We start from the raw sequence: 24,530 nt of genomic DNA, 5'->3' as shown, positions 1-24,530 counted from the left end.
GTGTTTCCGGCTCTGATTTGCTATACCGATACCGTAATTCGGCAGGAATTGCCATGACAACCGTGTTATCCGCAGATTTTATCTGAAATCAATCGCTGGATTGGCGAATGTTTGCTGGAAGACGGGTCGCCTGACCGGCAGCATTCAGCGCGACAACGGTTACACGGGCTAAAAACAGGACATGATCGTCGCGTTTGACCTGTTGATAAAAAATCATCCGCGCTGGCGTCATTTTCGTGACAGTTGTTTCGACCAGCAACATATCGTCAAATTTCGCGGGGCTTTTATAATCCGCCTCAATCCGGCTGACCGCGAAAACCACCCCATGTTCAGCCTTCAAGCGCACCTGATCAACACCCAGTTCACGCACATATTCCGTCCGACCCCGCTCAATATACCTCAGGTAGTTTGCGTAATAGACAATACCCCCAAAATCCGTGTCTTCGTAGTAAACCCGAAGCGGAAGCTGATGAATCATTGCAGATTCTCCAACCGTGCAAACAGACGTAAAGCGTGGCTGGCGTCATCGGCGGCGACAGGCATAGCAGGATCATAGGCTGCCCGGATCAGCGATGCGATCTCGGGCTTCAGCACCACGCCTTTGTCATCGGGCAATGATATGAGGGGCGAGCTTTTCAGAAAAGCCTCATCCGACCACAACAAAACAGACTGCGCCATCTGACTTAAGCTCAGCGTATCAGCTGGCACCGACGCCATATGGTCATCAATGCGGATAAAGTTGAAACAGGCCCGAATGCCACCTGCCTGATCAAATCGGAAAATCCGGTACTGATTGGCGTCGGCTTGCTTTAACCGATCCACCAGGGGCACCAGATCAGGGACAAGCTTATCCAGATGCGGCACGGCTGGCAGTTCATCCCAGTCCTTGCAGAAAAACACCATCAGGTTTGCGCCAAGCTCAGGATCAGTCTCAGCCATCTGATGGCCAGCCAGCGTCACGACCGCCTCGATCGCGCCCTTAAAGACCTCAAGCGTCCGCTCATCGACACCAAAAACCACCGGCGCAATCGGCCGCTCCCACCGCGCAAAGACATATCGCCCGTCCGACCGGGTAAAAAGCGCCTCAACCTCGTCCGCTGTCATGCCTTTATTGTTCCCCAAATACTCAAACCCCGATATTTCACTCAAACAAATCCGTCTGCCCTTTGGGCGCAGGGATCCCCAGATGCGCCCAGGCCTTCTGAGCCAGCATCCGCCCCCGAGGTGTACGTTGAATAAGCCCCTGCTGCAAAAGATAGGGCTCAATCACCTCTTCCAGCGCATCGCGACTTTCGCTCAGCGCCGCCGCGATTGTTTCAATCCCCACAGGCCCGCCAGCGTAATTCTCGGCAATCAGCGTAAGGTACCGCCGGTCCGCACCATCAAGACCAATATGATCCACGGCAAGCCGTGTCAGCGCGTTGTCTGCAATCGCCTGTGTGACATGTCCATCACCTTCGACGACAGCGAAATCCACAACCCGCCGCAGCAGGCGGCCGGCAATACGCGGTGTACCCCTGGCCCGTTTGGCAATCTCGCGCGCGCCCTCGGGTTCGGCCGGTGCGCCTAACAATCGCGCGCCGCGCGTTACAATCTCATGCAATTCATCGACGGTGTAGAACTGAAGCCGTGTGGGAATGCCAAAGCGATCACGCAAGGGTGTCGTCAGCAAACCAAGCCGCGTCGTGGCCCCAACCAGTGTAAAGGGCTGCAGTTCGATCCGTACCGTTCGCGCTGCTGGTCCTTCTCCGATCACAAGATCCAGCTCGTAATCTTCCATCGCCGGATACAGAACCTCTTCCACAGCGGGGTTCAGCCGGTGAATTTCATCAATGAAAAGCACATCACGCGCTTCCAGATTGGTCAAAATGGCAGCCAGATCACCAGCCTTGGCCAGAACAGGCCCACTCGTCATACGAAAATTCACGCCCAACTCGCGCGCCATGATCTGCGCCAATGTGGTTTTCCCCAACCCAGGGGGTCCGTGAAACAGCACATGATCCATCGCCTCGCCGCGTTGGCGTGCCGATTGAATGAAAATGCGCAGATTCGCGCGTGCCTCGGCCTGACCGATGAATTCGTCCAGGTTCTGCGGACGAAGGGCGCGGTCCTCAGGTTGACGTTCAGGGCGCAAGGTGGGGTCAGGTTCGCTCATGCACTACCCCTTTGGCGCAAGTCGCTGCAACGCAGCTTTGATCAAGGCGTTGGTGTCGGCCTCGGGCAAATCGCGCGCGGCCTCAGCCACTGCGGCCGCCGCATCGCCAGGCGCGTACCCCAGATTGCCCAGCGCCGATAGCGCTTCTGCCTCAGCCAATCCCGATCGCGCCAAAGGCGCCGCGGGCTTGGGGGCCTCGATGGCCTCCACGACCGCCCCCCCTTGCGCAACTTCGACTGTGCCACCCATCGCCATAATCGACGGCGCCTTGTCCTTTAGTTCATTCACCACACGCTGCGCGGTCTTTGGACCAATTCCTTTCGCGGCTTTGATCGCATTCCAGTCGCCCAATGCAATAGCGCGGCTGACCCCGTCGGCCCCCAAAGCACTCAGAATAGCCATCGAGGCCTTTGCCCCAACGCCCTGAACGCTCATCAATAACCTGTGCCACTCCTTTTCGACCAGTGATGTGAACCCGAAAAGCTGCAAAAGATCTTCCCGCACCAATAGATCGGTATAGACCGACACGGCCTCGCCCACGGATGGAAGTGCCGCCAATGTCCGGTCAGAACAATAAACAATATATCCCACACCACGCACATCAATCATGATGTGGTCCATGCCACGATAGTCCAGACGCCCGGACAGCTTCCCAATCATACCATGGCCTTTTTCATCGCCGCCTCTAGCCGGCCTGCACTTTGGGCATGATGCGCGTGACAGATGGCAATGGCCAGGGCATCGGCGGCATCCGGCCCCGCCAGTTCAACCCCCGGCAGCTGCAACCGAACCATATGATTGATCTGCTGCTTTTCAGCATGGCCGACGCCCACGACGGTCTTTTTCACGGCATTCGGGGCGTATTCGGCAACCGGTAATCCGGCGTTTGCAGGCACCAGCATCGCGATACCGCGGGCCTGACCCAGCTTTAGCGTCGCGACACCATCCCGGTTTACAAAGGTATTTTCCACAGCCGCCGCAGATGGCGCGTGCAGCCTGACCACTTCACAGAGCTGTTCAAAAAGCGACAGCAACCTATAGGCCAAATCATCGCCCGAGGACTTGCACACCCCATTTGCGACATGACGCAACCGCGTCCCTTCAGCCTCGATCACGCCCCAGCCCATATTTCGAAGTCCTGGATCGATTCCCAAGATCCGCATGCCCGATCGCCTTTTGTTTATTATTGTTTGTTGTCAGCTAGCACAAAAGGCGAACAAACTCCAAATAGAAAGTAAAGTTATGGCAAGACTGCAACATTTGAAAAGGACCGTGAAATTTAAGCGAAAATCGGCATATTTTTCCGCCCCGACGCAAATAGCGATTTTTCGTCACTCGGCCTGTCAAATACGACATTTTCAAAGGCCGACTTTTCCATAAACGACAAGTGGTTAAAACAAAAACGACCTATGCAAAACAGGCATGGAACCCATGCAAAAACTGGGGGTAGCGGTGTGAAATTCGGCCTTCTATCTGGGCAAGAACAACAAGGTAATCGCAACACCTCAAACCAAGAAAGATTATAAAATGGCAGCAATCGACACGACACACGTGCCTGCAAGCCGCGGGTTTGCAAAACTATTCGTGACCGCATTTGGCGGACTGGCTGTATGGCAGGATAAACGCGCAACACGCAAGACGGTCTCGACCCTGTCTTCGCGCGAACTGAAAGATATTGGCGTGGTTCCCACGGCATCTGATCGTTTCGACGCAGCCTTGGCCAAACACGTCATCATTGGCCTGAAAAATATCTGATTTCTAATCCTGGAAACAAAAAAGCCGCGTACGATGACGCGGCTTTTTTGTGTAGCGATTGATCTTAGTTCAGATAAGGACCGATCTGAGCAGCAAGCCACTGCGTCAACGGATCGACCTGCATCGCCCAGGCACCTGCCTGTTCAACAGATGTCCCCTGCTGCAGCAAAACGATCTGATTTTCATAGTCTGCAACACCCAAATGTGCCAGCATCAGACCCTTGAAGACAAAGAACGCTACAATCAGCAGCATGATGCCCTTTACAGGGAACCTGGGTCCGGCGCGGCGCGGGCGCGCAATGATCAATCCGTCATGATTAACCGACGTAACCATCCCGCGTGCCATGCGAGAATGTTTTTTACCAATTTTACGTAGGCGTCGGTCAAATTCTACGTGTGACTTGTCCAACGTGGCCTCCAATGCAAGCGAACAGATTAAATTTTATTGAATCATATTGTGACAAAAATGGGGCGCGCGCAACATTCACGCAAAAATACGCCTAAAACTAGCCGCTTTTCTTCATGATTAGCGCTGACCATTCACCAATACTGTCGGTCCAAACGTTTTTGTATCCATTTTTCGCATAAATCTTAACCACGTCTTGTGTCTGATCGTTCAACAATCCCGATAGAATCGCATAGCCACCCGCACAGGTAGCTGCCGAAATTGACGGGGCAAGGTTCATCAGCGGCGCTTTCAGTATGTTTGCGAACACAAGGTCAAACGGCGCTGCGGACAGGATATCGGGGTGATCCAGGCCGGTCGCCTCGATACAGCGGACTTGCTCTGCCAGGCCATTCGCAACCGCATTGGCGCGTGCCACGTCCACAGCAACAGGATCGATATCACTTGCCAAAACAGGGTGTGACCAGACCTTGGCCGCCGCCATCGCCAAAACAGCTGTACCACAGCCGACGTCAATCACCTGTCGTGCCTCAAATCCGGCATCGATCAGATGATCCAATGCGCGCAGACATCCCAGGGTCGTGCCATGGTGCCCTGTTCCAAAGGCCATCGATGCCTCAATCAGCAGCGCGATCCGGCCTTCCGGCACCTTATCTGCATCGTGACTTCCATAGACGAAAAACCGCCCCGCCTCGACCGGGGACAGTTCGCGGCGGACCTTGGCCACCCAGTCTACGTCGGGCACTTCTGACACAACGAACGAATTCGCAGAAAAAGCAGCAGCCAGGACTGACAGAGCAATATCATCGGGCGGGTCCATGAAATATCCGCCAACCTCCCACAGGCCGGACCCGTCTTCGATCTCAAACACGCCGACACCTGTGGGTTCGGGTGTCAGACGCTCCATCGCGATCCCCAAAGCTTCGGCCTGATCGCGGCCATGCAGGGTGGTCAAGGCAGAATAGGTAGGCATCACAATCCTTTATAACGCTTGTGCGCCGTAACCACCCGCGCCGGTCGGGTCAATACCATGCTGTGTGTCAGACTTTCGTTCCAATCGGGCAGGTCACCCCAGTACCGCCTATTCCGCAGTATCCATTGGGGTTTTTCGCTAGATATTGCTGGTGATAATCTTCGGCATAGTAGAATTCGGGGACGTCGACAATCTCGGTCGTAATCGCACCATAGCCCGCATCGGACAATCGGGCCTGAAAGTCTTTCTGCGTCGCCTCGGCCGCCGCCCGTTGATCGTCAGAATAAACGTAGATTCCGCTGCGGTACTGGGTGCCAACATCATTGCCCTGACGCATTCCTTGCGTCGGATCATGCCCTTCCCAAAAGACCCGCAGCAGATCGTTGTAAGATATCACCGCAGGGTCGTAGACAACGCGCAGCACCTCATTGTGACCGGTGCGACCCGTGCAGACCTCTTCATAGGTCGGGTTTGGCGTGAAGCCACCGGCGTAGCCAACCATGGTCAGATACACACCCTCAAGCCCCCAGAACATCCGTTCGACACCCCAAAAGCACCCCATGCCGAACACCGCTTCAGCCATGCCATCGGGTACAGGCGCCTTGAGAGGGCGTCCGTTCACAAAATGGGTGTCAGCCGTCGGGATGGCCGCATCACGGCCAGGCAACGCGTCGGACGGCTCGACCATCTCGACCTTTTTGCGCAGAAGTTGGAACATGGGATCCTCCGTTCACTTACGATGACTATGTAGGTGACCGAAGCGATACGCCAATATCAGTTGGAACATCTGCGTTGTGCATCTTCGATGGCGGCGGTGTATCCCAGCAAAGAAAAGGTGTCCTGCGTCTGTGTTCCACGCGACGACCGGGCCGTCAGGACGGCATCAGCGCCACGGCGCATGGCCGCCATGATCTGGCGATCTTCTTCGGCGGAACTGGCCCAGGCCCATTCGCCTTGGGTAAACAGATTGAACTCACTGTCCCCGACCTGCAGCGTCACGGCTGAATTTTCAGCAAAGGGATAGCCCCCCGTAAAGGTTAATTGCCCTTCAACACCGGCGGAAGGTCGGAAAAAGGTGAACAGCAGTATGTCACCGCGACGCACCGCCACAACACGACCATCGCGCGTGTTCACCGTTTCCTTGGGCGCAGAAACGGCCCAGCATTCCGTCGGATTGCTTTCAACGAAAACAGCCCAATCCGTGTTTTGTGAAACCTGATTTGTGGATTCCTGTGCCAGCGCCGCCTGAGCACCCAAAAGACATGTCAGAACCGCAACTGACCCAATTAGTTTTTTTATCATTACAGCCTCCAAGCTGCTTTAGCCTCATTCACACCTATCAGCCCGCCCATCTTCGGGGCATTTTTTCGCTGGCAGGTGCCATCACATCTCGATACAGCCTAACTATCGCAAAACAACCGGTCGGGAAAACCCCTGATCGGATCACGATATGCGGATTTTTGCGAAAGGATGACAATGACGCAACCCGTTCCCCTGGCCGAGGTCTGGCGCGGCGACCTTCTTGAGTCCGTCCATCTGGGCCATGCGGTGGTCTGTGATGACACCGGCCAGATTGTCGATGCGTGGGGCGATCCGGATGGGCTGATCTATCCCAGGTCGTCGTGCAAGATGGTGCAGGCCCTGCCGCTGTTGGAAAGCGGCGCGGCCGATGCCTTTGGCCTGACGGATGAACATCTTGCACTGGCCTGCGCATCACATCAGGGCGCGGCGATTCACACGGACCGGGTGTCAAAATGGCTGGCGGATCTGGAATTGGGCGACAGCGACTTGCGGTGCGGTCCGCAGCAGCCCGCTGATAAAGACGCGCGCTATGCGATGGTGCGGGCGCATGCGTCGCCCTGTCAGATCCACAACAATTGCTCTGGCAAACACGCGGGGTTTTTGACGCTGGCAAAGCATTTAGGGGCCGGTCCCGAGTATATCGATATCGATCATCCGGTGCAAAAAGCCTGCCGCGCGGCCTTTGAGGAGTTAACGGGTGCGCCCAGCCCGACCTACGGCATTGACGGATGTTCAGCGCCCAATTTCGCGACAACTGTCCATGGGCTGGCCCGAGCCATGGCGTTCTTTGCCGCAGCGCAAGATAACGGCGCACGAGGAACAGCGGCCCAAAAACTGGTAAACGCAATGACCCGTTTTCCCGAACTCGTTGCTGGTGAAACCCGCGCCTGCACCGAATTGATGCGCGCAATGGGGGGTCGTGTGGCCATCAAGACGGGTGCAGAGGGCGTCTTTATCGCGATTGTCCCCGAAAAGAAACTGGGCATCGCCCTGAAAATCTCGGACGGTGCCACGCGCGCCAGTGAATGTACCATTGCGGCCCTGCTGGTCAGACTTGGTGTGCTGGATGCCGATCACCCTGCGTCGCAAAAGCGGCTATATGGTCCAATCACCAATTGGCGCGGCTTGCAAACGGGCCATATGCGCGCGGCGATTGCCGGGTGACCAGGCCGTCCGGTCAGACGACGAACTCATCCCTGCTGTAGCCCTGCACATAAAGCAAAGCCGTCAGATCACCGTGGTTGATACGAATGTCACACTGCGCCGCGACTGACGGCTTGGCGTGCAAGGCAACCCCTGCGCCCGCACGTTTCAACATCCCCAGATCATTGGCCCCATCCCCCACGGCCAGAACCTCTGTTTCACTAATGCCAAGTTTGCCGGTGATTTCCTCCAAAGCCGTCACCTTGGCTTCACGGCCTAAAATGGGACGTCCAACGTCACCGGTCAGTTTGCCGTTTTCCGCGATCAACGTATTGGCCCGGTTTTCATCGAAACCCAGTTCGGATGCCACGCGCGCAGTAAAGGCGGTGAACCCGCCCGACACCAAGGCGGCATAGGCCCCGTTGGCCTTCATCGTCGCCACCAAGGCCCGTCCGCCGGGCATGAACGTGATCCGCTCGGACAGTACCTGATCAATCACATCTACAGGCAAACCCGCCAGTAACCCGACCCGTTCTGTCAGCGCACCTTCGAAGTCCAGTTCGCCGTTCATGGCGCGTGCTGTGATGTCTTTCACACGCTCACCCACACCGGCCATATCGGCAAGCTCATCGATACACTCCTGCTGGATCATCGTGCTATCCATATCGGCCAACAGCATCTTTTTGCGGCGGCCATCGGTGGGTTGCAGGATCAGATCCACACCCTGCTTTTGCAGGTCTTCCCAGACAGACCATTGGTTGTCGGGCCTGTTCGCCACCGAAAACTCTGCCGCCTCATCCGGGGCAAGCCACACGACGTCATCGCCCCCCCAGGCATTGCGCAGCGCCTCTGGCAAGGCCGGGTCAAGCGGCTGGTTCGCGGGGTTGGTCAACAAGGTCACAGTATACATCAAGGTCATCCATTCGTCTGATCGCGTCGCATAAACCATGATGTTCGCCAAAGTGCCAGCACCAAGGTTTCCGATCGTAAACAGCAGACGCCCAAAACCACCGAAAACCCTGCAATTTGCAACTATTTTGCACTTGCCTCGACTCACCCCAGCCCATAGACGCATCCGTGGGACACCCTTCCCAACGAAGGTAGGCGTTCATGTCTATTTTCTCCTTTTATTTCCGTTAGTTAAGTCTTCTTCGATTTCCGGCTGCACGGATTTTGCACGGAAAAGCTGGTCTGTGATGGTCTCGTCCTTGAGCGCATGGGCATATGTGCGCAGCACAGTTGCCGCATCTTTCCAGCCGCCGCGCTCTGCTACAGTTTTCGGATCGATGCCCATATGCAGCATGGATGTTGCAAAGCCGTGGCGACAGCAATGCGGTGTTAACCTCTCGATCCCGGCCCGTTTGCAAACGTTGTTCCAGGGATCGCGCACACTGCCACGACCGGCATAACCGAACACCCGATCACCGGGATTGCGATTTGACGGGATGTTGGCCAAGGCTGCGACCACATCTGGCGGTAGATGGGCAATGCGGATCCACGGGGTCGGCTTATAAAGTTGGATCGTTGCCTTGGCAGCCGTCAGATCGAAGTCGTGCCATGTCAGGCGACAGGCCTCGCCAATGCGCGCTGCAGTCCCAAACATAAACAAACAAAGCGCAGCTAGGTGCGGCAACTCATCCTTGATGGCCTGATCACAGAAAGCGAGCACCCATTCCAAATCGGCAGGAGTCTTTTTCTTAGGGTTTTCGGTATACTTCTTGACTGAAATGCGATTGCACCATCCCATGCCAGCCGAAAGATTGATCGCAGCTTGTGTAGGGGCAATCACCTGGCGGTTCCATGTCGGCTCATTCGCGTGGGGGTAAATCTTTTTACCAGCCTTGCGGATGCTGTCAGGCGTGATGTCGGCAACCAAATCATCACCCCAATGCTTTACCAATTCCTCAATAAACCGGTCGGGCTTTCCCTCCTCAAGATAGTAAGCGAATACCTGCGCCATCGTCAGGTTTGCCCCCGGTCCATCGAGACGACGTTCCCAGGCTTTCTTTTCGAAATCGACTTTGATCCTTTCGGCGATTTTGCGTTCAGTCGCTCCAGTAGACTTGTAGAATTCACGTCCGGCGGCAGTGCCTCGGATGTACCAGATTTTGTTGCGCTTTTTGAGGGTGAGTGACATTCCATTGCCTCTATAAAAGTTTGAACATGGTGCCGAAACATTACCACGCGCGCACCGATTTTCGCAAAACAACCAAGCTCCCGCACCTTGTCCGCCACAAAACGTTCATTAGCCCCAAAATGCTGGGCCACTTCTGTGGGCGTCGTGTGGTCGGGCAGTAAGGACATTATTGATCAGCCAAGCGGATCGCCGGGCGCGGCAGGCGCTCGATCACCATTTGCGCTAAAGTGTCGAGGTGAAAGAGCGTGATCGGTCCTGCGGAGTGATCACTAAAGAAAGTGTTAGCCAAAAAGGTATCTTCGAAAGGATCGCCATCATACAAGAACTGGCTTTCTCCATGGGCCCAAACGATCAACCATTCTGGCTGCTCCACCCCCGAGATGCCAGCAAGCTGTTCAGCTGCGTTCATCATAATTTTCTGGCAGCGCGCCCATTCAATCATATCAAGGCGAAACCCGTCCCCAATCTGGGCTTTAAGCTCGGCCACCTCGTCGTCAGGGATTTCGCCCATCTCGGCCTTGGCCTCGGCGCGCACCGAGTCGGAAAAGGTCTGTTTGCTGTGGATCGCGCTTTGGAAAATAGCGCGAGCCGTTTGTCCCGAGAATTCCTTTGCGGCTTCCGGGGTCATGCCGCGCGAAACCAGCATTCCCATGACGAACATGACCAGCATGTCGGCCAAGTTGTAACGCGCATGGCCCTGGTGCCGAGGAAGATGACCGGCGCGCCGCCAGTTGCGAACTGTCGTTTGCTTGACGCCCGTAATTTCCTCGGCCTCGGCTGGAAGGTAGGTTTCCAGTTCCAGTTTCATAAGCTACACCTTCTTGTTTTGTGTAGCATTACGCATATTTTAAAAGCGTGTCAATATACACACTTTAACCCTTTCGCCGTGAATTTCTGAGTAGATCATTAATACGGCCTATCGCTGCGACATAGGTTTTGAGCACCTCCACCAACTGCTCGATGACGACGGCGGCCGGATCGCGTTCGAAAAGATTATCAGGGTGACATCTGTTTGCGAAGAGTTCTTCGAGCACCTGGGCCAGCATCAGAGTTTCACGAATGCTATTAGGGTGGTCGTCAAAAATCTCCTCGAGCACTTTGGACGCTTCCGAAATAGCCTGTTCGGGATCCTTGGGCAAAGAGGCCAGATAGTCTTTCTGACGCTCTCTAAGGCCTTGAATATAGTTGATTTGCTCGTCGAAAATCTTCGGTGCACATCGCGCCAGGCCTTTGGCAGCGGTATTTTCCCATTCTTCGATGGCGCGGATTGCCGTGCGCGCTTCAGCGTCACTCTCGTTTGGATTTGTCATGGTAGTTCCTCGCGGTTTTGGCTTCTGACAGCCGTGCCAGTGGCGGACTGGCGCCGGGGTGTTCAGAACCTGCCACGAGACAGGCACGACGATTTTCCACGAAGGTCTTGTATAGCGTCGTCACCCCGACATATATCTATCAGAGTGCGATACGCCGCCAAGCGTTCGCAGCTTTGACCGCCATCCGCGCCAACGGATGGAACCTCGCCAAGGGTTGTCGGTCTATCGTGGTCCGGGTTCTGACGCCCACAGATATCTTTGCCCTAAATCGCTATGCGAAGCAAGAGCGCCCTTCGGGGTGCGCTGCGCATGAAAAAGGGCCAGGCTGTCACTACCTGGCCCCTGAGTGCCACGCCGCCTGGATGCCAGCGGCAGCACTCTGACGGGGTTCTGACGTGACTCGCCGTCGATACCGGGTCGTTCTGGGGAAATTGCCAAAACCCAAGGTGACCAGTCCTATTCTGTTCCTTCCTGCCAACCAACCAAGCGCAGAGCGCCTGCCAGATCGCCTGGGGCCAAGCCTGCGGCCTGGGCGTCGGTCATCGCCTTGACGATGCCCGTCAGCGCCCGTGCACGACCGCCTGCATCGAAGGCTTGTAGGGGCGTCAGTGTGTCGATCTCGACCATGCCACCGAGTTTCACCGAGGCTTCCTCGGCTAGCAGGGCGGCGATGGGTTGCAGCGTCCAGGTGGCCAGCTGGCGCTGCGCCTCACGGACAACGGGGCCGGTGGCGGCGCGGTTGAACAGTGCCGGCAGAACGCCATAGGCCGACAGAATGCCTTCCCTGGCCGCGGCCAGCGTCTCGGCCGTCATGGACTTGGACAAGTCGGGCGACAGCTGGTCGGGCTTCTGTCCGATCTGCGGGTTCATGCCCGCCGCTGTGGCCTGGGCAATCCCCTCGATCACCAGCGAGGCCCCACGGCGTCCTTTCAACTCATGGCGCAGATTGGCCATTTCATCGGCGCCAGCATCGGGCAAGGGGATGATCTGGCTACCTAAAGGGGCTGTTTCGTAAACTTCACTTAGAGCGGCTTCAACCGCATGGAGCATCGCCCCCGTCAGACTTGACCGCCGCAACGGCGCGGTGCCGATCCATGGGGTCACGTGATCTGATCCGATGCGCAGGTGCAGAACCTCAGCTGCAAGGGCCGTGACAGTGCGTCCGCCCCCGGCTTCGGGCAGAGATAGGCGATAGGCGCGGGGCAGGCCAAAGCGGGTGGTGACATCCCAATCGACGGCAGGCACCAGGCCCTGATCTCGGATCAGGTAGATGCCTTCGCCGCGAAGGGCTATGGATCTCGCCAAGGTGGCCATGGCCTGGCGTGTTAACAGATCCGTGCCGGTCACGTCGGCCATAGCGAAAGCGCCTTCCCAGAGGCTGACGCAGCTTTGCACCGTCGCGGTTAGCTCGGCCACGCCGCGACGGCCGCTGAGGTAGCTATCGCGGGCTGCCATCACCTGGGCGGTGTAGCCGCTCCCGCTGGACCGGGTTTCAACCGGGCGCAGTTTGTTTCTGATCCAAGCAAACATGCTCACCTCCATTTCCACGCAGCAGGACGCGAGACCTGGCGCAGCGTTGCGACCCGTTCGGGCGTCCAATTGCGCGCCTCGATCTGGGCCGCTGAGTAGGCAGGCCGAGTGACGGCCGAGACTTCAATCAAGTCCGCTGCAGTCACCATGCGGTGCATGATCTCGCCGTCGCGCGTCACACGCTCACCGCCTTTCGGCACCCGAAACCCCGGCGATAGACCCCGGATCAATCCCGCCTGGTGTGCCGCCAGAAAATCACGCGCCCAGGTCGTCGCGCTGGCCACTGTGGCCTCAAACGTCAGGGCGTCGTCATCCTCACGCACATCGAATGTGCCTGCCTTGCGGCTGGCCAAGGGCTTTTCGAAATCGTGCCCGCTGAGAAAGTGCAGATCCTCGTCTGAGTTCACGCGGGACGCAAAAGCCCCCCGCGCGATCGTTTCGAAATACCCGGGCGCCAGCTCTGTCCGGGTATCATAAGGGAAGCGGCCCGCCACACGCACCGCTTCACCGTCCTGGCGAACCTCAAGCCCGCCGAGCGCGCCGCCGAACAGCATCACTGGATGCCCGTCAGGACTTCGAGCTGCACGGGGCGTGCAATTGTGATGTCCATCGTGGCCAGGGCCGTCAGCCGCAGCGCCCCTTGCTGCGCATCGCTGTAGGGATCGCGGATCACGTCCACTGCGCCCCAGGTGGCAACAAAAAAGGGCGCGACGCCGCCCACGTTGGTGGTCAGCAATGCCGAGCTGGCCTCTGGTGTGCCGGTGGGCGCAGCCAGGGAGTTGGGGGACATGGCGATGTTGCTGGCCGGGATGTTCTTGACCAGGCGGTCCCATTCCGTGACGCCCGTGCCGGTGTCGATGTAGGCGTCGTCCATTGTGTCCCAGACCTCAGGCCGGATCAGCAGACGGACGGCCGAGGGCGCCCCGGCCGCATTGGCCAGCATGAACCGGGTCACAGATCCACGGAAGGCCGACCAGCTCGCTGCGGCCGCAACTGCAGTCTCCGTGATGCCATAGCTGCCAGCCCCGGCTACGACCCCGTTGGGTTCGCCGCCTGTGCCTGCGCCCTGGAAGGTGACGCGGTCCATTTCAGCCGCAATCGCGCCATTCATATCCCGACGCACGGCCTGTTCCAGAGCTGCGCCCGACTGTTTCATAGACTTCCGGGTCAGCTTCATTTGAATGCCGAGCGTGTTGTCGGGTTTCAGCGGTCGGTCGGCCGTCTGGTACCGCTGCGGCGATGCTGTGTTACCCGTCTCAGACCCCTGCCATGAGGCACTGACAGCGCTTGTCACAACCGGGTATTCGACCTCGCCCTGGGGCACGTTGATCATTTGCCCGCCCATGCGGGATGCGACGGACTGCGGGAACAAGCGGTCGATGATCGGCCGGGTCTGGATCGGGTTCGGTGTGCCTGGCGCCGTGGTTTCCCCCGCCCGCAATTCCAGCGCCTCCCAAGGCACCGGGATACCCCGGAATCCACCGGCGCTGCGCAACTCGGTGACGATCTCGGCCGTCTGACCGTCCAGCTGCCGCCCCTCATCCAGGGCCAGGGCCACCTGGCGCATTTCGAAACCGGCCAGCATGTCCGACCATTCCTGCGCCGAGCGGGTTTCGAGTTCTGCCCCAGCCTCTTGGCGCTCTTCATCCTCGGCAATCAAGGCCGCGCGATAGCGGGTTTCGTTGGTGCGATATTCGCGGTCCATGTCATCCATGGAGCGCAGTTCATCCTCAGTCGGTTCCGGCTTGGCGGCCAGTTCTGACAGCTGCTGGCGAATTTCCGACTGACGACGGGTGATAACGACAGATTCAAGCATATTATTTCCCTTTCTGCTCGACGGGTTTGGGCTGCGGTTTTTGCAGCAGATCGCGCCAGGCCTGGCGCTGTGGCGAAAGCGGGGGATGCCCGCATTCAAGTCTGGTTTTCTTGGTGTGACAAGACGGGCAAAGCGACTGTAGGTTATCGGGGTCGTAAGACAGCTGTGGGTGCGTCCGAACTGGCTTGATGTGATCCACTTCCAACCGCCCGCGTGCGCCGCATTCCCTACAACGGTAGCCATCCCGCTCCAGAATGGCAGCGCGCAGGACCGTCCAACGGGCGCCCCGCGTGACCTTTTTCGAATGGCGGTGATGGGTCTGCCGGATACTCATTCGCTGAACCCCGCAAGCCCGGTCTGCGCGGTGATTTCAAAAAACGCTTTGCCAGGGGGCACTTCCTTGATGCCCTCGATCCCGAAAAACATCCCTTCGTGAACAATGCGATCCGTGCGCCGGATTGTCTTCGTAAAAGCGGTCGATCTAACAGTGAAGCGCGTCATAAGAACACTTCCCAAACGCCCGCCTTCAAACAGCTCTCGATCTGACACATCCCGCCGCATCGCAAAGATGGGCGCGCCGTAATCGCTCCATTCGAGAGTGAAACCGCCCGCACCATTAGGAATTCTGGTTGCCCTTTGAACCTGAATACGACGATTGAGCTGCCCTGCGCTGATCATGCGAAATACACCTTTGCTTTGGATTTTGATTGCGCCACGATCCGCGCGCCCTGGGCGACAGCGATAACGGCCGCTTGGACTGCATCGATTCTGCCCTTGCTGCGCGCTTTGGCCAATTTGAGATTGTTGGAATCATCGCGCTTGCAGACAGCATCGGCAAAGGCCGACCTCAGCAACAAGGATGGCTTTGATTTGATTTTTCCATCGAACACAGCACGGCGGAAACGCTCACAATCCTCATTGCTTTGTTTCCAAACTGTAGCACGCCACAAAAGCGGCGATTTGATACCTGTCTTGGCATAGGCCTCGGCCAATTCGGCCTCTTTGTAACGATCTGCAATAAGACAAAGGATCTGTTCACCTTCGACATGGCGCATCACCTCGATAAGCCATGGTGCGATTGGTACGGTCCGGTCGCCGAGTGTGGTCAATTCCCGCCGGTCGCGCATTTCGACGTAGCGGCCTGCGACACCGTCCCGCTGGCCACGATCCAGAAGACTGGGGTTTGATGGAAACGTCGCCAATGCTTCAAGACGGCCCGTTTCGGGCCAGTAAAACGCTGCCGCTGACATCGAGGCCGAGCCGCCCAGATCGATGCCGATGACCACACCGCCCTCACGGGGTGGCAGTGTGTCGGTTTCGCAGCTGAGCCACTCGTCGACGGTGATCAAAAGATCCCGCGTTTCGCCGGACACACGTTCGTTTCTGTTGTACAAACGGAAGCTCGAGAGAGCCGAGCCACCGCGCGCGATAGCCCGTTTGGCCTGGCCTTCCAGCCAATCTGGCGCATTGCCGATACCATGTTCGGCGCCCGGGTTGGCGATCAGCAGGCTTTCGAGATCATCGGCGGGCAGACCAGGCGCAGGGCGGTGTTCCTGGACGTAGGTTCCGGGGATCTGATCATCGATCCACTTTGAGAACGGGTGGGTGTCATTGCTAGCCGAGGTGCTGATCAGGAAGGCGCGCCCACCCCGCTTGCCCAGGCCGGACAACAGGGCGTGTTCCAGATCATCCCCGCGATCCAATGCCCAATGACCCCTTTCGTCCAGAATGGCCATGGTGGGCGCCCCGCCCAGGGCGGATTTCGCATCCGAAGCGATGACCCTCAAGACGTGCTGGCCGCCGTCGCCCTCGTACTCAATCTCAAGTCGCGGGGCGCGGCGGTAGTGCAGCTGCCGCTGGATTTCCAGAGGTAAGCTGGCTGCGAAACCCTTCACAAAGTTCCAGATGATCTGCCCTTGTTCACGCGTGTTCGCGGCCGCAATGATTTCCCGGCGGGGCTGACGATCCCAAACGCCCAAGAGACCGCCAAGCGCCAACCCGGCGGTAATCGCAGACTTGCCATTGCCGCGCCCGATGCTCAGGACGGCGTTGGCGATGCCGTCACCCATCGCGCCCTCGATGAACTGGCGCTGGAAAGGCGCCAAGGTGATCAGCTTGCCCGCGTTCTCTCCTTCCGGGATTGCCAGGGTATGCATAAAATGCAAAGCTTTCACGGCAGGCGCCGCGTCGGCCAATTCCCCGCCGGGCGCGAAAATTGAAAACTCTCTCTCTCGGTCTCTCAGGCCTGTCAAAGTTGCGGCATTGGGACCGCTTCCAAAGAGGTCAGGTTGATTATCCGACAGCGCAGGCGGTGGCATGACAGGGGGCATCGGTGACCCGTCAGCCTTGACCCACTTCCTTGCTTTCTTCTCTGCCTTGGTCATGCCGATTTCTCCTGACGTTCCCGCATCCGTGAGACAGCCCAACTGAGAAACTTCTCAGTGATATTCCGTTGGATGCCATGGGGATCACTGGGTGGGGTTGGGAACGTCATTCGCCACCCGTCATTCAGACGGATGCCAATCTCGCGGACGGTCGGCCAACGGTGCTTGGTCAGCCATTCGTCCCAGGCTTGCTCGTTGTGCGAACCTGCCAGGATGACAGCGCACTGGTCCACAGGGCAAGGCGGTGGTCCGCTCGCGCGCGTATCCTGTTTATAAGCCTGTTCTTCCTTTAATAGCGGTGTGCAATTCTGCACCCCTTTCGCAGCAGAACTGCACACCTTTTTACGGGCTTGGGTGTGCATATCTGCACCCCTTTCTGCGCGGTTTTCCGGGTCATTTTGCACCCCTTTACGGGCACGAAACGGGATGATCTTGGACGGGGAAATCAGGCGCATCATGAGCGTGCGGCCGCGCCCGCCATCCCCCAAAGAAAGCAACCAGCCAGCATTGCGCAGCTCGCGCAGGCCACGCCTGATCGTGTCCTTGTGGACCTTCAAGTAATCGGCCAGCGTCTCCTGGGAGGGGTCCAGCCGACCGGTTTCATCGTTGGCGAATTGGATGGACAGAGCGCCTGCAACGTTCTTGGCGGTGGCCGACAGGCCCTCGACCTGCATCACAGCGCGGAACCAATCGTGGCGATTGAGGGTTTGGACGGTCATAGCGACACCCCCCGGTAGCGCGCCCCGACGCGGGCCATATGGGGCGATGTGGTGAGCGATTTGGCGTCCATCGGCGACCGGCCGTCATAGTGCAAGGCAGCCTGATCCAGCAGCGCCTGGGCCAGGTCATGCGGGATTTCTGCGGCGGTCAGGCCGAAACCGGCGGTGTATTCGATGACCGGCTCAACGGGCGCCATGGCCTGAAAGTCAGCGGTCCAATGGATGATCGGGCGAAACCCGGCCACAAAGCCAAAGGCGCTGAACGGATCCCCGTTGATGGTAACCACCGGCCTGTCGGTCGTTTGAGCCGGGCCAATGGGCAGGGCCAGTGTGTGCCCCCGTGACGGGTTCAGAATCGTCACCGTGATCGTCTGGGTGAGCAGCGCGATCTGCGCAAAATGCTCGATCTCAGCTGCGGCCGTCTGAGCCATCCGCGCGATCGCTGCATCCTCGCTCGTGTCGCCATCGATGCGGATATGGTCTTTCACGTCTGCCAGGACAAACGGCAATTCGGCGCTGATCGGGGTGCGATGAACGGACATTTTCATGACGCGACCCCCCAATGCAGCTTGATAATGCGACCAGGGGTGGTATGGTGACGACGAAGTTTGACGGCTTCGCTATCACTATTGGCCCCGGTCGCAGTGTCCGCTGCGCCGGGGTTTTCTTTTGGGTAAACCACTGGAACGTCTGCAGAACAAATTGCACGGATTTTGCACGGATCAGGGGTGATCGTTCTTGCATTGTTCTGCATTGATTCGCAGAAATCTGCACAACAGGCCCTTTTATTTATTGCTTTTTTTATTGGTTTTCCGTAGAGGCGTCCGTGGGACACCCTTCCCCAACGAAGGGCGCTTATCTGGAAGGATAGCAGACATGGCTATGCAAAAACCGGCGACGCGGCCGGTAAATCCGCGTTTTTCCTCTGGCCCCTGTGCCAAACCCCCCACATGGACTCTGGACGCCTTACAGGATGCTGCCCTTGGCCGCAGCCACCGCGCCGCTGTGGGCAAGACCAAGCTGAAAGACGCGATTGAGACAACGCGCGCGGTTCTGGGCGTGCCTGCGGATTACAAGATCGGGATCGTGCCTGCCTCGGACACCGGCGCCTATGAAATGGCGATGTGGACACTGCTGGGCGAACGGCCTGTGCAGATGGTCGCTTGGGAAAGCTTTGGCGCCGGTTGGGTCACCGATGCCGTCAAGCAGTTGAAAATCGAACATACCGTTCACACGGCCGAATACGGCGAAATCGTCGATATGGCGGCGCTGAATTATGATCAGGACGTGTGTTTTACATGGAACGGCACGACCTCGGGTGTGCGAATGCCGAATGGCGATGCGATCCCTGCAAATCGCGCGGGTCTTACGCTTTGCGATGCGACCTCGGCCGCTTTTGCGATGGATCTGCCGTGGGATAAGCTGGATGTGACGACCTTTAGCTGGCAAAAAGTGCTGGGCGGTGAAGCGGCCCATGGCATCCTGATCCTGTCGCCCCGCGCCGTCACGCGGCTGGAAATCTATACGCCCGCGTGGCCCCTGCCCAAGATTTTCCGCCTGACCAAGGGTGGCAAACTGATCGACGGTATTTTTGAGGGTGCAACAATCAACACACCCTCGATGCTGTGTGTTGAGGATTACCTATTTGCCCTCGATTGGGCGAAATCCGTGGGCGGTGTGCCTGGGCTGATCAAACGCGCCAACGCCAATGCGCAGGCCATCTGGGATTTTTGTGACAGGCACGACTGGATTGATAATCTGGCGGTCGATCCCGCGACCCGGTCCAATACCTCGGTCTGCCTGAAGTTCACCGATGACCGGATCACTGATGGCGCCGCCTTCGCGAAAGCCGTGGCCAAACGGCTTGAGGTGGAAGGCATCGCGCTGGACATCGGCGCCTATCGCGATGCACCCGCCGGTCTGCGGATCTGGTGCGGCGGCACGGTTGAGACCGCAGATATCCAGGCGATGTTGCCCTGGCTCGAATGGGCCTTTGCCACCGAAATCGAAGCACACTCTCAAGCAGCCTGATCGCATGCCGACCGTTGCGGACCCCGATCTAAAGACGGGTCCAAAGCGGTCCGGATGCGCCCACTTTCAAAGATAGGAGCCCCAAATGGCCCCCAAAGTTCTTATTTCCGACAAACTCAGCGATGCCGCTGTACAAATTTTCCGTGACCGCGGGATCGATGTGGATTTCCAGCCAGACCTTGGTAAAGACAAGGAAAAACTGCTGGAAGTCATCGGCCAATATGACGGCCTTGCCATTCGATCCGCCACAAAAGTCACCGAAAAAATCCTGGCCGCGGCCGATAATCTGAAGGTCATCGGTCGTGCCGGGATCGGTGTGGACAACGTTGATCGGGAAGCCGCCAGCAAAAAGGGTGTGATCGTCATGAACACCCCCTTCGGCAACATGATCACCACCGCCGAACACGCGATTTCCATGATGATGGCCGTGGCGCGGCAAATTCCTGAGGCCAATGCCTCAACCCACGCCGGTAAATGGGAAAAATCCCGTTTTATGGGGGTAGAGCTGACCGGTAAAACCCTGGGTGTCATTGGGGCTGGTAACATCGGCGGGATCGTGTGTGATCGCGCCCACGGTCTGAAAATGAAGGTCATGGCCTATGATCCCTATCTGGGTCAGGAAAAGGCCGACAAGATGGGTGTGCAAAAGGTCGAACTGGACGAACTGCTTGAAAAAGCTGACTTTATCACGCTGCATGTGCCGCTGACGGATCAGACAAAAAATATTATATCGGCTAAGAATATCGCCAAAACCAAGCCCGGTGTGCGGATCATCAACTGCGCCCGCGGCGGTCTGGTCGATGAAGAGGCCCTGGCCCAAGCCCTGAAATCCGGCCACGTGGCGGGTGCCGCCTTCGACGTCTTCGCGGTTGAGCCCGCCACCGAAAGCCCCCTGTTCAACCTGCCGAATGTCGTTGTGACCCCGCACTTGGGCGCGGCCACGACCGAGGCGCAGGAAAATGTCGCGCTGCAAGTGGCCGAACAGATGTCGGATTATCTGCTGACCGGGGCTGTGACCAACGCACTAAATATGCCATCGGTGACCGCCGAAGAGGCCAAGATCATGGGCCCCTGGGTCAAACTGGCCGGGCATCTGGGATCGTTCATCGGGCAGATGACGGACGAACCGATCAAGGCGATCAATATTTTGTATGACGGTGAAGTGTCTGGAATGAACCTTGAGGCGCTGAATTGCGCTGTCGTTGCGGGAATCATGAAAAAGTCCAATCCGGATGTGAACATGGTGTCGGCCCCCGTGATCGCAAAGGAACGCGGCATTCAGATCTCGACCACCAGTCAGGATCAGTCGGGCGCGTTTGAGGGTTATATCAAGGTCACCGTCGTCACGGATAAGCGCGAACGGTCCATCGGCGGAACGGTCTTTAGCGACGGCAAACCGCGCTTTATCCAGATCAAGGGCATCAATATCGACGCCGAAGTGGGCGCGCATATGCTGTATACCACGAACGAGGATACTCCTGGAATCATTGGACTTTTGGGGCAGACCCTGGGCGAGAACGGTGTGAATATCGCGAACTTTACCCTGGGTCGGTCAGCTGTGGGCGGCGAGGCGATTGCGCTGCTTTATGTGGATGAGGCCGTACCGCAGGACGTACTGGACAAACTCAGCGCGACGGGCAAGTTTCGGCAGGTCAAACCGCTGCAATTTGAGGTAAATTAGATGATCTACGCTGTCGGCGACATTCATGGTCAGTTGGGCATGCTGGAACAGGCCCTGGAACTGATCTACGCCGATGGCGGCTCGGACGCTCAGGTTGTCTTTCTGGGGGATTATGTGGATCGCGGCGCGGACAGCAGGGGTGTTTTGCAACTGCTGTCCGACGGAATTAATGCTGGAAAATCATGGGTTTGCCTAAAAGGCAATCATGATCGCATGTTCGAATGGTTCCTGCAGGATCACCCGCGACAGGACCCGCATCTGTTCATTGATCTGCATTGGTTGCATGAACGGTTGGGTGGTTTGGCGACGCTGGCGTCTTACGGGATTGAAACGACCGAGCGTCGGCGGTTGGGCGATCTGCATGCCGAGGCGTTGGAGGCCGTTCCCGCAGATCATATTGCGTTCCTGGAAAGCCTAACGCTTTGGAAAGACTATAAAAATCTACGGTTTGTCCATGCGGGCATCCGCCCGGGCGTGGCGATGGAACAGCAGAAAGAGGAAGACCTGCTGTGGATCCGGCAAGGCTTTGTCGATCATGAGGGACGCCATGAAAAACTGATTATCCACGGGCATACGGCCCTTGATTTTCCACAACATTTTGGCAATCGCATCGATCTGGACGGGGGTGCGGGGTACGGTCGGCCATTGGTACCCGTGGTGTTTGAAGGCGATGAAAGCTGGATGCTTACGGCCAACGGGCGCCAGCGCTTAGCGGTTTGATTTTATTGTAGTTTTTACGAACACAAGAAAGATGTGCAATTTGCACATTTCTCTTCAAATTCGCGATTTTTAGGTAAAATAAATGTGTAATATGCACATTTTTGCCAAAACGATCCAAAATAAATGTGTAATTTGCACATTTATGCATCACACCTTTTGCGTGATGAAAACACCCAACGCCATGACCGCGATGCCCAATGCGCGGGTCGGGCTAAGCGGCGTCTGAACCGCCGTGAAAAGTCCAAAGTGGTCGATGACGGCGGCGGATACCAACTGGCCCAGCAAGACGAAAAACACCGCATTGCCGACCCCGAAGTGCGGCGCGATGTAGGTGATCGACAAGACATAAAACGCCACCAGCAGGCCCGCCAGAAGCAGATGTTTGGGCGTACCGGAAAGACGCGTCAAAGCCTGAGGCCCGGTGATGACCATGACAGCAGTTGTGGCCAGTAGCGCGACGATGAACAGAACGAAAGCGGCTGCGGCGGGGGAACCGATGCGGGTGCCAAGGGCCGCGTTCAACGCGGCCAACACGGGGATGCCGATCCCGGCGGCCAGCATGGTCAGGGCGTAATATGGCATGGTGCTGATCCTGATGTTTTATGGACCAGACTACCATGATTGATTATGACAGGAATAGCCAGATTTCTGGTCCAGTTTATGCCGCTACTCTTGCCGGATCAAACCGGTCAGGGCTGCGGCGGCTAGGGCGGTGACGATCCAGCCGATGGCCTTGGCGAACCATCTGATCCACCAGCCCGCACGGCCCCATGGGCTGCGAGAGGTCGAGGGCGCCCAGGCATTTTCCTGGCCGAAGGTGATCAGCGGGATCACAAGATCGGCGGCATAGGCAAAGGCGTTGAAGGTTTCCCAATCCTGACCCGCCTGCCCCGGCTGTGACCAATAGGCGCCCGGGTTGCCCGGCGCGATTTCGGTGGCGGCGATCCAGTCGCGTGACACCAGGATGGGTGCCGCATTGGGCGTCATGTCGCCCGCATCCCATGTTTTCTGGAAAAACAGACCCAGCCCCATGATCAGGAGGGCCGCAAACAATACGGCACGACCGGGTTTGTAGCCATAACCGACAATGACGCGCAGGATCGTGTCGGACAGCCACATCATGGCCCAACGCACACCCCGCCCGTTCTTGTCACGAAACAGAATGCGATCTTCGCGCCGCAGCAAGCGTTCCTTGCGCATCAGCACCATGCGGGCATCGTTGCGGTGGCCCAACTGCTGCAACACGCTGGCCAGTTGTTCATAGGGTTGGGCGGTAAAGGGCATGCCCTCGGGCCGTCTGTCCAGCCAGTGCAGACGCGCCTGCACGCCCGTATCGGTGTGGCGGGAAAAGTCGCTATAACGAAATCCGTCCAGGCGGATGGGATAGCCCACGCCGGGCCCTTCGGGTTCGTCTTTCAGCTTGTCGGCCGAGGCCCCGGCCAGGTTCACGATGCCCTGGCTGATCTGATTGTCTTTGAAATAAAGTATACCGCCGATCTGGGCGCGGGCCAGGCTAAGGGCGATGTCGCGGCCGTGTTCCTCGGTTCCGTCAAAGACGCCTTCGCCCAGGATGCCTTCGGTCAGGGTGATGCTGGTGTTGGTGATGAAAAAGTCGTGGGCCACATGGGCTGACGCGAAAAACAATGTGCCCGTCACAGCCAGCGTCGATTGGCCGTCGGAATAGGGGTAGTTGCCCAGAAAGACAGACCCTTCGACGCGCAGCGACGGGGCAAAGACCGCATCCTGATCGGGTGAGTTGATCTGAGCCCCGCAAAGCTGCAGGTCACCGGCGATACGCGCGCCCGCCAGACTGATTTCGCCATCGACACGGGTGTCTGCGCGCAGATAAAGCGACCCGCCAAAGCTGGCATTATCGGCCGAGATGCCCTTGACCCCTGTGCCCGTCAGGTGCAGCCCCCGCAGGCGTGTATTGATGAGCGAGATATCGGCGTCCAGCGTGCACTGCGTCAGGGTGATATCCTGGGTAAGGTCGCACCCCTGCAGGTCCAGCGGGCCGGTGATCCAGGCGCCGCGCAGGCGCATACCCTTGTCGTGCAATTTCTGCTTGGGGTCTTCGCCCAGGATCAGTGCGCGGATCAGATCGGCGCGGATGGTCAGGTCGGGCGTGTTTTCAATGGGCTGTTCGCCGTCGCCGATGGTGATGCGCGACGGGCTGGCGCATTCGGCCAGCAGCTTTTCTTCGGCGGGCGATAGGGGGGCAAAATCTTTGAGGATATTCATTTAAATCTTATGGCCTGATCGTTACGGGGATCAGGGTAATCGGCGATGGCTGGAAAAGCCAGTGTGAGGTTGATTATTGAAAACACATCTGGCGCATAATCCTGAAATTTCGAGACGCTCTGCCCAACCATCCCGCCCGGTGAGTAGCACCGGGCAGCGCCCGACCGCCCCCCATGGGCGGGCGCTTCACGCCCACCCGCGGACGGTCGCTGCCCTCATTTACAGTA

28 protein-coding genes are annotated in these 24,530 nt (G+C 57.8%); 5 read left to right on the top strand and 23 right to left on the bottom strand.

What is annotated here, in order from left to right; genetic code table 11:
• Positions 1 to 88 precede the first annotated feature (88 nt).
• The 5 genes from ybgC to ruvC are packed head-to-tail and all read right to left on the bottom strand — an operon-like array spanning position 89 to position 3,318.
• Positions 89 to 478: a tol-pal system-associated acyl-CoA thioesterase gene (gene ybgC / locus H7848_RS05545; RefSeq protein WP_208348831.1), complete on the bottom strand. Its 390-nt coding sequence runs from the start codon at positions 476 to 478 to the stop codon at positions 89 to 91.
• Positions 475 to 1,104, bottom strand: coding sequence for a hypothetical protein (locus H7848_RS05540; RefSeq protein WP_208348830.1), 630 nt, complete (start codon positions 1,102 to 1,104; stop codon positions 475 to 477). Before H7848_RS05540 ends, ybgC begins: the two co-directional genes overlap by 4 nt.
• A 37-nt stretch (positions 1,105 to 1,141) precedes the next feature.
• Positions 1,142 to 2,155 carry a Holliday junction branch migration DNA helicase RuvB gene (ruvB, locus tag H7848_RS05535; protein ID WP_208348829.1) on the bottom strand — a complete coding sequence of 338 codons (1,014 nt, stop codon included), beginning with the start codon at positions 2,153 to 2,155 and terminating at the stop codon, positions 1,142 to 1,144.
• A 3-nt stretch (positions 2,156 to 2,158) separates the two neighbouring features.
• Positions 2,159 to 2,815, bottom strand: coding sequence for a Holliday junction branch migration protein RuvA (ruvA, locus tag H7848_RS05530; protein WP_208348828.1), 657 nt, complete (start codon positions 2,813 to 2,815; stop codon positions 2,159 to 2,161).
• Positions 2,812 to 3,318 carry a crossover junction endodeoxyribonuclease RuvC gene (gene ruvC / locus H7848_RS05525; RefSeq protein WP_208348827.1) on the bottom strand — a complete coding sequence of 169 codons (507 nt, stop codon included), beginning with the start codon at positions 3,316 to 3,318 and terminating at the stop codon, positions 2,812 to 2,814. Before ruvC ends, ruvA begins: the two co-directional genes overlap by 4 nt.
• Before the next feature lie 364 nt (positions 3,319 to 3,682).
• Between ruvC and H7848_RS05520 the strand changes: the two genes are divergently transcribed.
• Positions 3,683 to 3,910 (top strand): DUF1127 domain-containing protein, encoded by a 228-nt coding sequence (locus H7848_RS05520; RefSeq protein WP_208348826.1) that lies wholly within the window; start codon positions 3,683 to 3,685, stop codon positions 3,908 to 3,910.
• 64 nt (positions 3,911 to 3,974) lie between these two features.
• Here the strand turns inward: H7848_RS05520 and H7848_RS05515 are convergent, their stop codons facing one another.
• The 4 genes from H7848_RS05515 to H7848_RS05500 all read right to left on the bottom strand — a co-directional run bounded on the left by H7848_RS05515 (position 3,975) and on the right by H7848_RS05500 (position 6,591).
• Positions 3,975 to 4,163 carry a hypothetical protein gene (locus H7848_RS05515; RefSeq protein WP_208348825.1) on the bottom strand — a complete coding sequence of 63 codons (189 nt, stop codon included), beginning with the start codon at positions 4,161 to 4,163 and terminating at the stop codon, positions 3,975 to 3,977.
• Between the two features lie 253 nt (positions 4,164 to 4,416).
• Complete coding sequence (locus H7848_RS05510) at positions 4,417 to 5,289, bottom strand: 50S ribosomal protein L11 methyltransferase (protein WP_208348823.1); 873 nt, start codon at positions 5,287 to 5,289, stop codon at positions 4,417 to 4,419.
• A 67-nt stretch (positions 5,290 to 5,356) separates the two neighbouring features.
• A complete protein-coding gene (gene msrA, locus H7848_RS05505) occupies positions 5,357 to 6,007 on the bottom strand; it encodes a peptide-methionine (S)-S-oxide reductase MsrA (protein ID WP_208348820.1) in 651 nt (216 codons plus the stop codon).
• 56 nt (positions 6,008 to 6,063) lie between these two features.
• Complete coding sequence (locus H7848_RS05500) at positions 6,064 to 6,591, bottom strand: invasion associated locus B family protein (protein ID WP_208348818.1); 528 nt, start codon at positions 6,589 to 6,591, stop codon at positions 6,064 to 6,066.
• 174 nt (positions 6,592 to 6,765) lie between these two features.
• On the opposite strand from H7848_RS05500, the gene H7848_RS05495 reads away from it, so the two are divergent.
• Positions 6,766 to 7,755, top strand: coding sequence for an asparaginase (locus H7848_RS05495; protein WP_208348816.1), 990 nt, complete (start codon positions 6,766 to 6,768; stop codon positions 7,753 to 7,755).
• Between the two features lie 13 nt (positions 7,756 to 7,768).
• Here the strand turns inward: H7848_RS05495 and serB are convergent, their stop codons facing one another.
• The 12 genes from serB to H7848_RS05435 all read right to left on the bottom strand — a co-directional run bounded on the left by serB (position 7,769) and on the right by H7848_RS05435 (position 18,178).
• Positions 7,769 to 8,644, bottom strand: a complete 876-nt coding sequence (gene serB, locus H7848_RS05490; RefSeq protein ID WP_208348812.1) for a phosphoserine phosphatase SerB — start codon at positions 8,642 to 8,644, stop codon at positions 7,769 to 7,771.
• A gap of 204 nt (positions 8,645 to 8,848) precedes the next feature.
• Entirely contained in the window at positions 8,849 to 9,871 is a 1,023-nt protein-coding gene (locus H7848_RS05485) for a tyrosine-type recombinase/integrase (protein WP_208348809.1), read from the bottom strand.
• 166 nt (positions 9,872 to 10,037) lie between these two features.
• Positions 10,038 to 10,679 (bottom strand): MerR family transcriptional regulator, encoded by a 642-nt coding sequence (locus H7848_RS05480; protein ID WP_208348807.1) that lies wholly within the window; start codon positions 10,677 to 10,679, stop codon positions 10,038 to 10,040.
• A 64-nt stretch (positions 10,680 to 10,743) separates the two neighbouring features.
• A complete protein-coding gene (locus H7848_RS05475) occupies positions 10,744 to 11,181 on the bottom strand; it encodes a hypothetical protein (RefSeq protein WP_208348804.1) in 438 nt (145 codons plus the stop codon).
• Positions 11,182 to 11,637: 456 nt separating this feature from the next.
• Complete coding sequence (locus H7848_RS05470) at positions 11,638 to 12,711, bottom strand: phage portal protein (RefSeq protein WP_208348801.1); 1,074 nt, start codon at positions 12,709 to 12,711, stop codon at positions 11,638 to 11,640.
• A 2-nt stretch (positions 12,712 to 12,713) separates the two neighbouring features.
• Positions 12,714 to 13,265 (bottom strand): HK97 family phage prohead protease, encoded by a 552-nt coding sequence (locus H7848_RS05465; protein ID WP_208348799.1) that lies wholly within the window; start codon positions 13,263 to 13,265, stop codon positions 12,714 to 12,716.
• Positions 13,265 to 14,527: a phage major capsid protein gene (locus H7848_RS05460; protein WP_208348797.1), complete on the bottom strand. Its 1,263-nt coding sequence runs from the start codon at positions 14,525 to 14,527 to the stop codon at positions 13,265 to 13,267. Before H7848_RS05460 ends, H7848_RS05465 begins: the two co-directional genes overlap by 1 nt.
• A gap of 1 nt (position 14,528) precedes the next feature.
• Positions 14,529 to 14,861, bottom strand: coding sequence for an HNH endonuclease (locus H7848_RS05455; protein ID WP_208348795.1), 333 nt, complete (start codon positions 14,859 to 14,861; stop codon positions 14,529 to 14,531).
• Positions 14,858 to 15,205: a head-tail adaptor protein gene (locus tag H7848_RS05450; protein ID WP_208348793.1), complete on the bottom strand. Its 348-nt coding sequence runs from the start codon at positions 15,203 to 15,205 to the stop codon at positions 14,858 to 14,860. The genes H7848_RS05455 and H7848_RS05450 overlap by 4 nt, the downstream gene beginning before the upstream one ends.
• The gene (locus H7848_RS05445) at positions 15,202 to 16,911 is read right to left on the bottom strand and encodes a terminase large subunit domain-containing protein (RefSeq protein WP_208348791.1); all 1,710 of its coding nucleotides are present in this window, start codon (positions 16,909 to 16,911) and stop codon (positions 15,202 to 15,204) included. Before H7848_RS05445 ends, H7848_RS05450 begins: the two co-directional genes overlap by 4 nt.
• Positions 16,908 to 17,630: a helix-turn-helix domain-containing protein gene (locus tag H7848_RS05440; RefSeq protein WP_208348789.1), complete on the bottom strand. Its 723-nt coding sequence runs from the start codon at positions 17,628 to 17,630 to the stop codon at positions 16,908 to 16,910. Before H7848_RS05440 ends, H7848_RS05445 begins: the two co-directional genes overlap by 4 nt.
• Positions 17,627 to 18,178, bottom strand: coding sequence for a head-tail connector protein (locus H7848_RS05435; protein ID WP_208348785.1), 552 nt, complete (start codon positions 18,176 to 18,178; stop codon positions 17,627 to 17,629). Before H7848_RS05435 ends, H7848_RS05440 begins: the two co-directional genes overlap by 4 nt.
• Positions 18,179 to 18,506: 328 nt before the next feature.
• Here H7848_RS05435 and H7848_RS05430 point away from each other — a divergent pair, with 328 nt between their 5' ends.
• The 3 genes from H7848_RS05430 to H7848_RS05420 all read left to right on the top strand — a co-directional run bounded on the left by H7848_RS05430 (position 18,507) and on the right by H7848_RS05420 (position 22,062).
• Positions 18,507 to 19,661, top strand: a complete 1,155-nt coding sequence (locus tag H7848_RS05430) for a phosphoserine transaminase (RefSeq protein ID WP_208348782.1) — start codon at positions 18,507 to 18,509, stop codon at positions 19,659 to 19,661.
• An 85-nt stretch (positions 19,662 to 19,746) separates the two neighbouring features.
• Entirely contained in the window at positions 19,747 to 21,342 is a 1,596-nt protein-coding gene (serA, locus tag H7848_RS05425; RefSeq protein WP_208348780.1) for a phosphoglycerate dehydrogenase, read from the top strand.
• Entirely contained in the window at positions 21,343 to 22,062 is a 720-nt protein-coding gene (locus H7848_RS05420) for a metallophosphoesterase family protein (protein WP_208348778.1), read from the top strand. It abuts the gene before it with no gap.
• A gap of 147 nt (positions 22,063 to 22,209) precedes the next feature.
• On the opposite strand, the gene H7848_RS05415 is transcribed toward H7848_RS05420, so the two are convergent.
• Complete coding sequence (locus H7848_RS05415) at positions 22,210 to 22,644, bottom strand: DMT family transporter (RefSeq protein ID WP_208348776.1); 435 nt, start codon at positions 22,642 to 22,644, stop codon at positions 22,210 to 22,212.
• A gap of 84 nt (positions 22,645 to 22,728) precedes the next feature.
• Positions 22,729 to 24,303 (bottom strand): hypothetical protein, encoded by a 1,575-nt coding sequence (locus H7848_RS05410; RefSeq protein ID WP_208348774.1) that lies wholly within the window; start codon positions 24,301 to 24,303, stop codon positions 22,729 to 22,731.
• Positions 24,304 to 24,530: the final 227 nt, after the last annotated feature.

This window comes from Pseudaestuariivita rosea (assembly GCF_017592335.1).
Classification (GTDB): Bacteria; Pseudomonadota; Alphaproteobacteria; order Rhodobacterales; family Rhodobacteraceae; genus Parasulfitobacter; species Parasulfitobacter rosea.
Note: the sequence above shows the minus strand (reverse complement) of the source record. Positions and strands in the feature narration are given on the sequence as shown.

Bases quoted from the DNA above. Each gene is read 5' to 3' on its own strand.
- ybgC (WP_208348831.1), bottom strand. From the start codon at position 478: ATGATTCATCAGCTTCCGCTTCGGGTTTACTACGAAGACACGGATTTT.
- H7848_RS05540 (WP_208348830.1), bottom strand. From the start codon at position 1,104: ATGACAGCGGACGAGGTTGAGGCGCTTTTTACCCGGTCGGACGGGCGA.
- ruvB (WP_208348829.1), bottom strand. From the start codon at position 2,155: ATGAGCGAACCTGACCCCACCTTGCGCCCTGAACGTCAACCTGAGGAC.
- ruvA (WP_208348828.1), bottom strand. From the start codon at position 2,815: ATGATTGGGAAGCTGTCCGGGCGTCTGGACTATCGTGGCATGGACCAC.
- ruvC (WP_208348827.1), bottom strand. From the start codon at position 3,318: ATGCGGATCTTGGGAATCGATCCAGGACTTCGAAATATGGGCTGGGGC.
- H7848_RS05520 (WP_208348826.1), top strand. From the start codon at position 3,683: ATGGCAGCAATCGACACGACACACGTGCCTGCAAGCCGCGGGTTTGCA.
- H7848_RS05515 (WP_208348825.1), bottom strand. From the start codon at position 4,163: ATGCTGCTGATTGTAGCGTTCTTTGTCTTCAAGGGTCTGATGCTGGCA.
- H7848_RS05510 (WP_208348823.1), bottom strand. From the start codon at position 5,289: ATGCCTACCTATTCTGCCTTGACCACCCTGCATGGCCGCGATCAGGCC.
- msrA (WP_208348820.1), bottom strand. From the start codon at position 6,007: ATGTTCCAACTTCTGCGCAAAAAGGTCGAGATGGTCGAGCCGTCCGAC.
- H7848_RS05500 (WP_208348818.1), bottom strand. From the start codon at position 6,591: ATGATAAAAAAACTAATTGGGTCAGTTGCGGTTCTGACATGTCTTTTG.
- H7848_RS05495 (WP_208348816.1), top strand. From the start codon at position 6,766: ATGACGCAACCCGTTCCCCTGGCCGAGGTCTGGCGCGGCGACCTTCTT.
- serB (WP_208348812.1), bottom strand. From the start codon at position 8,644: ATGTATACTGTGACCTTGTTGACCAACCCCGCGAACCAGCCGCTTGAC.
- H7848_RS05485 (WP_208348809.1), bottom strand. From the start codon at position 9,871: ATGTCACTCACCCTCAAAAAGCGCAACAAAATCTGGTACATCCGAGGC.
- H7848_RS05480 (WP_208348807.1), bottom strand. From the start codon at position 10,679: ATGAAACTGGAACTGGAAACCTACCTTCCAGCCGAGGCCGAGGAAATT.
- H7848_RS05475 (WP_208348804.1), bottom strand. From the start codon at position 11,181: ATGACAAATCCAAACGAGAGTGACGCTGAAGCGCGCACGGCAATCCGC.
- H7848_RS05470 (WP_208348801.1), bottom strand. From the start codon at position 12,711: ATGTTTGCTTGGATCAGAAACAAACTGCGCCCGGTTGAAACCCGGTCC.
- H7848_RS05465 (WP_208348799.1), bottom strand. From the start codon at position 13,265: ATGCTGTTCGGCGGCGCGCTCGGCGGGCTTGAGGTTCGCCAGGACGGT.
- H7848_RS05460 (WP_208348797.1), bottom strand. From the start codon at position 14,527: ATGCTTGAATCTGTCGTTATCACCCGTCGTCAGTCGGAAATTCGCCAG.
- H7848_RS05455 (WP_208348795.1), bottom strand. From the start codon at position 14,861: ATGAGTATCCGGCAGACCCATCACCGCCATTCGAAAAAGGTCACGCGG.
- H7848_RS05450 (WP_208348793.1), bottom strand. From the start codon at position 15,205: ATGATCAGCGCAGGGCAGCTCAATCGTCGTATTCAGGTTCAAAGGGCA.
- H7848_RS05445 (WP_208348791.1), bottom strand. From the start codon at position 16,911: ATGACCAAGGCAGAGAAGAAAGCAAGGAAGTGGGTCAAGGCTGACGGG.
- H7848_RS05440 (WP_208348789.1), bottom strand. From the start codon at position 17,630: ATGACCGTCCAAACCCTCAATCGCCACGATTGGTTCCGCGCTGTGATG.
- H7848_RS05435 (WP_208348785.1), bottom strand. From the start codon at position 18,178: ATGAAAATGTCCGTTCATCGCACCCCGATCAGCGCCGAATTGCCGTTT.
- H7848_RS05430 (WP_208348782.1), top strand. From the start codon at position 18,507: ATGGCTATGCAAAAACCGGCGACGCGGCCGGTAAATCCGCGTTTTTCC.
- serA (WP_208348780.1), top strand. From the start codon at position 19,747: ATGGCCCCCAAAGTTCTTATTTCCGACAAACTCAGCGATGCCGCTGTA.
- H7848_RS05420 (WP_208348778.1), top strand. From the start codon at position 21,343: ATGATCTACGCTGTCGGCGACATTCATGGTCAGTTGGGCATGCTGGAA.
- H7848_RS05415 (WP_208348776.1), bottom strand. From the start codon at position 22,644: ATGCCATATTACGCCCTGACCATGCTGGCCGCCGGGATCGGCATCCCC.
- H7848_RS05410 (WP_208348774.1), bottom strand. From the start codon at position 24,303: ATGAATATCCTCAAAGATTTTGCCCCCCTATCGCCCGCCGAAGAAAAG.